The following is a 7,802-nucleotide window of genomic DNA, read 5'->3' as shown; positions in this document are numbered from 1 at the left end:
CACCACGCGCTCCTCCTCGTTCAAGTACCTCACCCCGTAGGGGCAGGCCATGGCGCAGAACTGGCAGCCGATGCACTTCGATTTGTCTATCTGCACCGTGCCATCCTCAAGCTTGTGCGAAGCCCCTGTGGGGCACACGTTCACGCATTCGGGATTCTTGCAGTGCTGGCAACCAACAGGAAGGAAGTAGAGTTCGGCATCGCGGGCCCTCGTTGCCCCGGAGGGCATGTTCGGCCCCACCCTCAGCACCTTGTTCCAGTAGCTTCCAATAGGCACCTCGTTGACCGCCTTGCATGCGACCGAACATGCAAGGCATCCGACGCACCTGTTCAGATCGGTGACGATAGCGTACTGAGCCATGGCGTCACGCCTCCTTCCTTATCTCGTAATCGGGCAGCCATTCCTTCAGACGGGGGTCCGAGGAATCATGGATGATCTCCGTCCCGTCGTCGCCACAGGGAACGGGATTACCGAACGGCGAGTTCTCCGGCGTGGCCTTGTAGATGTTCACCGGATAGGCGCGCAACTGAGACGCGCCGCAGATGGGGTCTTGGGCGTCTTTGTACACAAGGCAGTTGATGCCGCTTAGCTTAAACCCCTTGTCCGCCTGCTCAAGCTCGGGGTACCACCAGGAATGCTCGCAGTTGACCACGCCCCGGTTGATGCCGCTGTACAGGTCGGCAACCTGGCGCACCTTGCCGTTGTCGTTCTCTATCCACACCCAGTCACCTTGCTCGATGCCCAGCTCGGCTGCGTCCTCGGGGTTGATCTCGATGCGAGGCGCAGGCCACAGCTCACGGCACCACGGCAGCTGGCGGTGCTCGCTGTGGAAGTACACGGGAATGCGGCGGCCAGTGGTCATGTTGAAGGGGTACTTCTCGTACAGCTCCGGCGTGGAAACGGGGCTGAGCGGCGGTTCCTGGTACACAGGGAACTCGTCTTGCCCCATATACGACTCCAAAATGGTCGACCAGAACTCGGCCTTCATAGTGGGCGTGCCCATGCCCGGCACGTAATCGAGGGGAGCGACGCTCATGCTGTCCTTCTGGCGAAGGTATCCCACGGTGTAGCGCCTATAGGTTCCGTAGCGCTCCGGGAACATCTCCTTGGCATCCGACCAGCCGTTTTCCGTGAAGTTGCGCTCGTACTCCTCCCATGACGGAGCAAGGTCCTTCACGCAGTAGCTCAGCGTTTCCTCGAAGGGGCGGTCCCACGCGTCGCCGCCATCGGAGGTGTCGTACCACGGAATGCCCATCTCCTTGTAGCAGTCGATGAGGATCTCCGGATCGGACTTGCAGTCCGCAGGCGGCTCGACGCATCGGACGTTGGCCCCGTACGCGCCGGACGCGCCCTGCGACACGCGCGCCCAACCGGGGATCTCAATCCAATGCTCGGCCGGCAGCAAGATGTCGGCAAGGTTCACCGTGGGGGCGTACCACAGGTCAATCGCCACCATAAAATCCATCTGCATGAGCGCTTCCCACGCGTACAAGCTGTTCGACTGGTGCATGAAGTCGCCCGTCTCCATGACGCACCCCTTGATGGGATACGGTTCGCCGGTGTGCGCGGCATCCCACACCGAGGTGCAGTCGGCCCAGGAGTCCCACCACCGCGTCATGGGGAACTTGTCGGCGCCACAGATCTTCGCACGCTTCTCCCAGTTGGGCACGGAAGACGACGTGCTGGGAGTGCACGGGCCCTTCGGCCCGCTGATGACGGCCGGCACACGCGTGATGCCGCGGTTGCCGCCAGGAGTGTCGTAATTGTCGGTCATAAACGACAGCAGGTAGATGGCGCGGAACGTTTGGATGGCGCGGCCCACCTGCTCGGGAGCCAGCTGGGCGTTCAAGCCGCCGTTGCCGTGGCGGGGGTCGATGCGCGTGGCCCAGGCCAAACACGCGTCCTCTATGAGCTGCGGATCAAGGTCGCACACCTCGGCCGTGCGCTCGAGCGTCCACTCCTGAACCACCTCGTCCCAGTACTTCTGGAACACGGGCTTCGCCTTCGCGGTGCGGCCGTCTTTGAGCGTGACCTCGAACTCGCCCCACAGCGCCGGATCGATGTCCACGGGGAAAGGCTGCACGTCGGGAACCCATCCGCCGCGCTCGTACTCGAAGCCCTCGTCCATCTTGACGTCGTGCTCGGTCTGCCCTTCCCACATGCCAACCTTCTCGTCGGCGTCGAAGTAGGTCAGACGTCCGTTGATGTTGTCCCACACCATGAAGCGCAGATACGAACCGCCCTCCACCAGGTCGGACTCCTTCAGCAGCCTCGTTTTCAGCTCGAAGCCCGCCGAGCAGTTCAGGCTGGCCGCCGGACCGCCCGTGGGCTCGATGTCCTCGCAGTACAAAAACGGAGCGTTGCTCCACCGCTTCACGATCAGATCGTCGTAGAGCTCTTTCTCCATGACGATGCGCGTCCAGCCCAGCGCCAGCGCCGCATCGGAGCCGGGACGCAGGTCCAGGTGGTAGTCGGCCTCCTTGCCCAGGTTGGTCTTGCGCGGATCGATGCTGATGTAGGTTTGCGCGCGATGCGCCGTCTCGGCCACCACGCGGCACGAGTCATCGTAGTTCGACTGCGTCTGCTCGGTGCCCCACTGCACGAACACGGCCGGATGATCGACATTGGCCTGGAAGAAGATGCCGTTTTCGATGGTCAGCGAGCCCGCCTCGCGGCGCGGGCCTTTGCAGATCTGGTTCGCGCCCACGTCGTTGATGCCGCCGAGCGGTTTGGTCAGGCAGCTGCCTCCCATGGCCCACATGCGGCTGGTGCCGCGCGTGTTGATGAGCGTTTCGCCGCCGTAGCGGTCGGCCACCTCTTGCAACTTCCTCACCGTTTCGGAAATCGCCTCGTCCCACGAGATGCGGACCCAGCCGGGATCGGCCGCGTCCTTCGGGTTGGTGCGCTTCATGGGATGGTAGATCCGGTTCGGGTGGTACGCGGCCTGGATGGACGATTGGGACTTCGTGCAGCAGTTGCCGCCGGAATGCCACGCCGTCTCATCGCCCTCGACGCGGACGGCTCGGCCATCCTGAACCGTCACCCACACGCCGCACTCCATCTTCCCGCACGCGCGGCAGGCGGTTCGAACGCGCTTGACCTCGCCCGTCTGCGCGGGCTTGTCCGTCTCGGCCAACGCCGACGGCGCCCCTCCCGCACCGGACAGGGCCGCCGCGGCACCCGTGACCGCAGCGAGCTTCACGAAGCCCCTTCGACTGAGCAGAGCGCTCAAGGGTTTGCCCATAGTCTTCCTCCTTCGGTTCCTGCATGCCCGGTCGCCCGCAGCCGGACGACCCGTCGAGCGAAGCATTTCACGGAGGAGGTGGGGCGTCTATTCTCAGTTTCTTATGGTTTCGCCTCTGCGGCATGGCTGCAGATTTGCTCGTATCGATGCCCGCGCGCCGAAACGGACTACCATAGTTTTATATGTATTTTCTGTTTCACCAGATGAGGGGCGTTCATTGCAGTCTGAAAGGTCGCTCGGCCCTTCTGCTTGTCGTGATATGATCGCCCCCGACGGAATGATTCCGACGATGGGGGAACCATGGTTTTCGATGATGGAGGCGATTGCAAAAACGCAAGGGGAGGACGGCACTCGGGAGCTTTGGCGCCCATTGCGCGCAGATCGCTTCTGTACGCGTCGTTCATGCTTTGGTCGTTTCTGCTCCTCTTCAAACCAAGCCTGATCGTCGCCCAGACCGAATCCATCGAGCAAGACTTCCTCACGGCGGCCACCGTTGCGGAGGTGATCGCGCTTGCAACGTTCCTGCTGTTCCGCGCGCCCCTTTCGCGCCTCATAGCCTCGCGATGGGCTGCGCCCGCCGCGTGTTGCGCATGCTTGCTGGCCACTATGTCGTTTTTTGCGGCGGCGTCGTTTTTTTCGGGGGCGCTGCTGTACGCGGGCGCCTTGTGCGTGGGATGCGGATCGTCCGTGCTTCTCCTGCGCATCGGAGCCATCTTGGCGCGCAACCAGGAAAAGCTCCTTGTCGAGCTCACCGTGGGCTTCGCCGTCTCCCTGACGCTCGGCGCCGCGCTGCTGGTAACTCCCGCCCCTGTGGGCCAAGCAGCCGCGCTCGCGTCGCTTGTCGCGCACGGCGCCCTCTCCTTCGCCCTGGATGAAAACGGCCCGCGCGCAGGCGATGCGCCGGATGCGCCCAGAAGCGACCGGATCGCCTTGGCCCCCGGGCTCTTCAAAGCCCTGTTCTGCGTGTTCCTCTTCCGTTTTGAGAGCGCTTGCCTGGTGGTGCCCTTCCGCACCAACGACACGCCGGGAGACTCCTGGGTGCTCTCGGTCAGCATCGCTTTGTCGGCGGCGGTCGCGGTCGGCTCCATCGCCATCTCGCGACTGTCAGGCGACCGCTTCCCCGGCGTCCTGCTCTACCGCGCCCTGGCGTTCTTCGCGTTGGTCGGACTGGCGGCCATCCCCTTGTCGCTCGATCCCTCCATCTACTACGGCATAGAAGTCGCGTTCTACGCGCTGCTCAAGATACTCGTGCTCCTGCTCGCGTTGAGATTGGCCGACCAGCTGGGCCTCTCCCCGCTTGTCGTGGTGGCGTCGTCCCAGCTAGTGCTCGACGCCACCGGTCTCGCAAGCACTCTTCTGTTTCAAGCGATGCCCTTCGGCAACCTGTTCTGGGACGAGCAGGCACCGGCCATCGCGTTCGTCCTCGTGGTCCTCATCCTGTTCACGTACTTGTTCCTATTCACCGAACACGACGTCATCCGCGTGTTCGAGAAGAGCCGGAAACTGACCGCCGCAGAGATTCTCGAGCGCCGTTGCCTGCGGGTTGCCCAGCGCTACGCGCTCTCTCCGCGCGAGACGGAAGTGCTCACGTTGCTGACACAAGGTAGATCCGCCCGCTATATCGCGTCGAACCTGTACTTGTCGCAGGGGACGGTCAACATGTACCTGCACAAGGTGTACAAGAAGCTCAACGTGCATTCGAAGCAGGAAGCCCTCGACATCGTGGAGGCTATCGAGGGCGAATGACCGCGCTTCGCGGCGAATGCGCCGGACCTGACAGCTGCTCGATGCCTTGAGAACTGCGCGCGGGGCGCCCCGGTAGAGATATGGGCGCTTCGCGCGAAGCGTTCGGGAACGGCGGAGACATCGGAGGAGGAACGGGATGGGGAGGCGGACTCGCCCCGCGCGGAGGCGGCCTTCCCGTTTGCAAGGGGGTTTCGGGGGGGCCGCGCCCGTGACACAGCCGTGACACAGGACGGGGATAACGTCACGCTCCGCCAGGCGCCCAGGGGGAGGATGTTTCACGTGAAACATTTGCACCAATGCCGCATACCATTGCGACAAGTTGTTTCGCGCGAAACATCCGGGGGGCGTTGCCGCCACGGTGCCTTGCCTTGCGTGAAGCAGAGCACAGCGTGACACAGGACGGGGATAACGTCACGCTCCAGGCGCCCAGGGGGAGAACGCTTCACACGAAGCATCCGGGACGCGCCGCCGCCGTTGTGCCCGCCGGCCGCCAAGAGCGCCTGCGTCCCGAACAGCCCCGCCGACCACGCCACCAGCGTGGTGAACAGGATCAAAGGCCATTGCAGCTCCATAACCTACTCCCCTCCCTTCCACTCGTGATCGCGCAGGAGCTGTTCATGGCCGACGGAACCGTTCGCGGCTACGTGAGAACCGTGTACGCGAAAACCGCGGTTCACTCCAAGCAAGAGCTGATCGACCTCGTCACCGCCGAGAAAGACGGGGCGAAAAGCGATCCCGCGGGCTTGGAAGGATAGCGCGGAGGCCCCGACGCGCTTTAAACGCTACAGGTCCAGCGAGTTCGGATCAAGCAGAAAGTCGTACACGTTCAGCATGAGAATACCCTCGTCGTTGTAGTGCGGCATCGGGCCGTCCTTGGTGATGATCACTCGCTTGAAAAAATCCCCAGCGCGCACCAGCGACTCCTCCTCCTGCTTGAGTTTCTCGTCCGTCGGGAGGGCAAAGGCAGACTGTATGTAGCAACGCTTGCTCCCGCTGTTGCACACGAAATCGATCTCGTACGTTACGCGCTCGGACGCGCCGTTGGCGCTGCGGCGACGGGCAGGCACCACCCCCACATCCACGCTGAACCCTCGGCCGCGCAGCTCGTTGTAGATAACGTTCTCCAGAATATGAGTTTCTTCGTACTGCCTGAAGTTCATTCGCGCATTGCGCAGGCCAAGGTCGGTCGCGTAATATTTTGAATTGGCGCCGATGTACTTGCGCCCTTTAACGTCGTAGCGCGCCGCCTTCTCGAAGAGGAAGGCGTCCTCTAGGTACGTGATATACGCATCGATCGTTGGCCTGCTCGGACCCGAACGTTTCTCGCTCTTAAAGGTGTTCGCGATCTTAGTGGAATTGGTGAGGCAACCAATGCCCGAACAGAGCACGTCAAGAACGTCCACAAGGTCGCCCTGATTGGCAACCTTGTGACGCTCAACGATGTCGCGCAGATACGTCTCGTCATAGATGCCTTTGAGATAGTCGGCCTTCGCTCCCGCACCGGCAAGCTTGGCTACGGCGGGCAGCCCACCGTAGAGGGAGTACTCGGCGTAACCGTCTCGCCTATCACCGTCGTAGCCTTCCATGAACTCGGAAAACGAGAGGGGGCGCAGGGCGATCTCGGTGCCCCGCCCGCGAAACTCGGTAACCACGTCCTTCGACAAAAGCCGAGCGTTGCTGCCAGTGGCGTACACATCGACGTTATCCATGCGAATGAGGTCGTTCAGGACCTCAGCGAACTCGCCGAGAAGCTGGACCTCGTCGAGAAGCAGGTAACAGGTGCCTTCGCCCGCAAGCCGATCGTCAACGTGCGCGAGAAACGCCGAGGGATCGCGCAGCGCCTTGTTGCGAAAGCCATCGAAGTCAACCTGCACGATACGGTCTTGCGCCACGCCCATCTCGCGCAGATATCGCTTGAACAGCGTGTTCATGAGATAGGATTTGCCGCAGCGTCGCAGCCCCGTAATAATCTTCACCTGGTCAGAACCCATGCCGGCAACAAGCTTATCGAGGTAGGTTGTGCGCTTATACTCCATAGCAACCCCATTTACAAAATATGGTCAGTGTTACCGATTTTTGCAAATGAATCATAGCACAGAATCCCCGACGAGAACGAGTAGAGTGCCGTCATTGGCAATTGGGCGAAAACTCAAAGTCATCACACGTCAATCAACCGCCAAAGCTGCCACACGCTTTTCGCTCATGCGCCCTCAGCCTTAAAGCATCCTACGCCGATGCAATGCGCGCAAACACAAAAGCGCCCCGAGCGGAAGCGGCCTTCCCGTTTGCAAGGGGGGTTCGGGGAGGGAGGGCCGCGCCCGCGCGGGGCGCTTGGAAGAGATGCCGCCTACGTATCGCTCAGGGAACATTGAGCCACGAAGGCACTTGGGAGGTGCACCGCGTGAATGCTTGAGACCCGAATGTTTCACGTGAAACATTTGTGCTAGCGTCGCATGTCACTGTGGGGGAATATTTCACGTGAAACATTTTGAAGGTGGTTTTTGTGACACAGGACGGGGATAACGTCACGCTCCGAGCGCCCACAGGGTGACACAGGACGGGGATAACGTCACGCTCTGCCAGGCACCCGGAGGAAGAATGTTTCACGTGAAGCATCCGGGACGCGCTGTCGCCGTTGTGCCCGCGGCGCGCGACCCCCCCCCTCGCGCGAAGCGCTCGAGGGGGGCAGGGACCCCCTCCTCGGCATCCGCAGGGGGAGGGGCGCGCCCAGGCGGCTCCCGCGGATGCGAGGGGGTGAATGCTAGTAGAACATGAACACCGAAAGCCCCAGCTCGTAGAAGACCACGCGCAG

General features: G+C 62.1%; 5 protein-coding genes and 1 pseudogene. 2 read left to right on the top strand and 4 right to left on the bottom strand.

The annotated features are described in order from the left end of the window. Positions 1-360: 4Fe-4S dicluster domain-containing protein (locus ACWKY3_RS05500; RefSeq protein ID WP_449315420.1), on the bottom strand; the 360-nt coding region annotated here is incomplete at its 3' end. A gap of 4 nt (positions 361-364) precedes the next feature. Next, a complete protein-coding gene (locus tag ACWKY3_RS05495) occupies positions 365-3,244 on the bottom strand; it encodes a molybdopterin-containing oxidoreductase family protein (protein WP_449315419.1) in 2,880 nt (959 codons plus the stop codon). Positions 3,245-3,544: 300 nt separating this feature from the next. Here ACWKY3_RS05495 and ACWKY3_RS05490 point away from each other — a divergent pair, with 300 nt between their 5' ends. Further along, positions 3,545-4,990 carry a helix-turn-helix transcriptional regulator gene (locus ACWKY3_RS05490; RefSeq protein ID WP_449315418.1) on the top strand — a complete coding sequence of 482 codons (1,446 nt, stop codon included), beginning with the start codon at positions 3,545-3,547 and terminating at the stop codon, positions 4,988-4,990. A 479-nt stretch (positions 4,991-5,469) separates the two neighbouring features. Here the strand turns inward: ACWKY3_RS05490 and ACWKY3_RS05485 are convergent. Continuing rightward, a pseudogene (locus ACWKY3_RS05485) lies at positions 5,470-5,562 on the bottom strand (dimethyl sulfoxide reductase anchor subunit family protein); the annotation flags it as partial. A gap of 45 nt (positions 5,563-5,607) precedes the next feature. Between ACWKY3_RS05485 and ACWKY3_RS05480 the strand changes: the two are divergent. Then, positions 5,608-5,745 carry a hypothetical protein gene (locus ACWKY3_RS05480; RefSeq protein WP_449315417.1) on the top strand — a complete coding sequence of 46 codons (138 nt, stop codon included), beginning with the start codon at positions 5,608-5,610 and terminating at the stop codon, positions 5,743-5,745. Positions 5,746-5,772: 27 nt separating this feature from the next. On the opposite strand, the gene ACWKY3_RS05475 is transcribed toward ACWKY3_RS05480, so the two are convergent. Next, positions 5,773-7,026: an ATP-binding protein gene (locus tag ACWKY3_RS05475; protein ID WP_449315416.1), complete on the bottom strand. Its 1,254-nt coding sequence runs from the start codon at positions 7,024-7,026 to the stop codon at positions 5,773-5,775. Between the last annotated feature and the right edge of the window lie 776 nt (positions 7,027-7,802).

Source organism: Rubneribacter sp., assembly GCF_965361815.1.
Note: the sequence above shows the minus strand (reverse complement) of the source record. Positions and strands in the feature narration are given on the sequence as shown.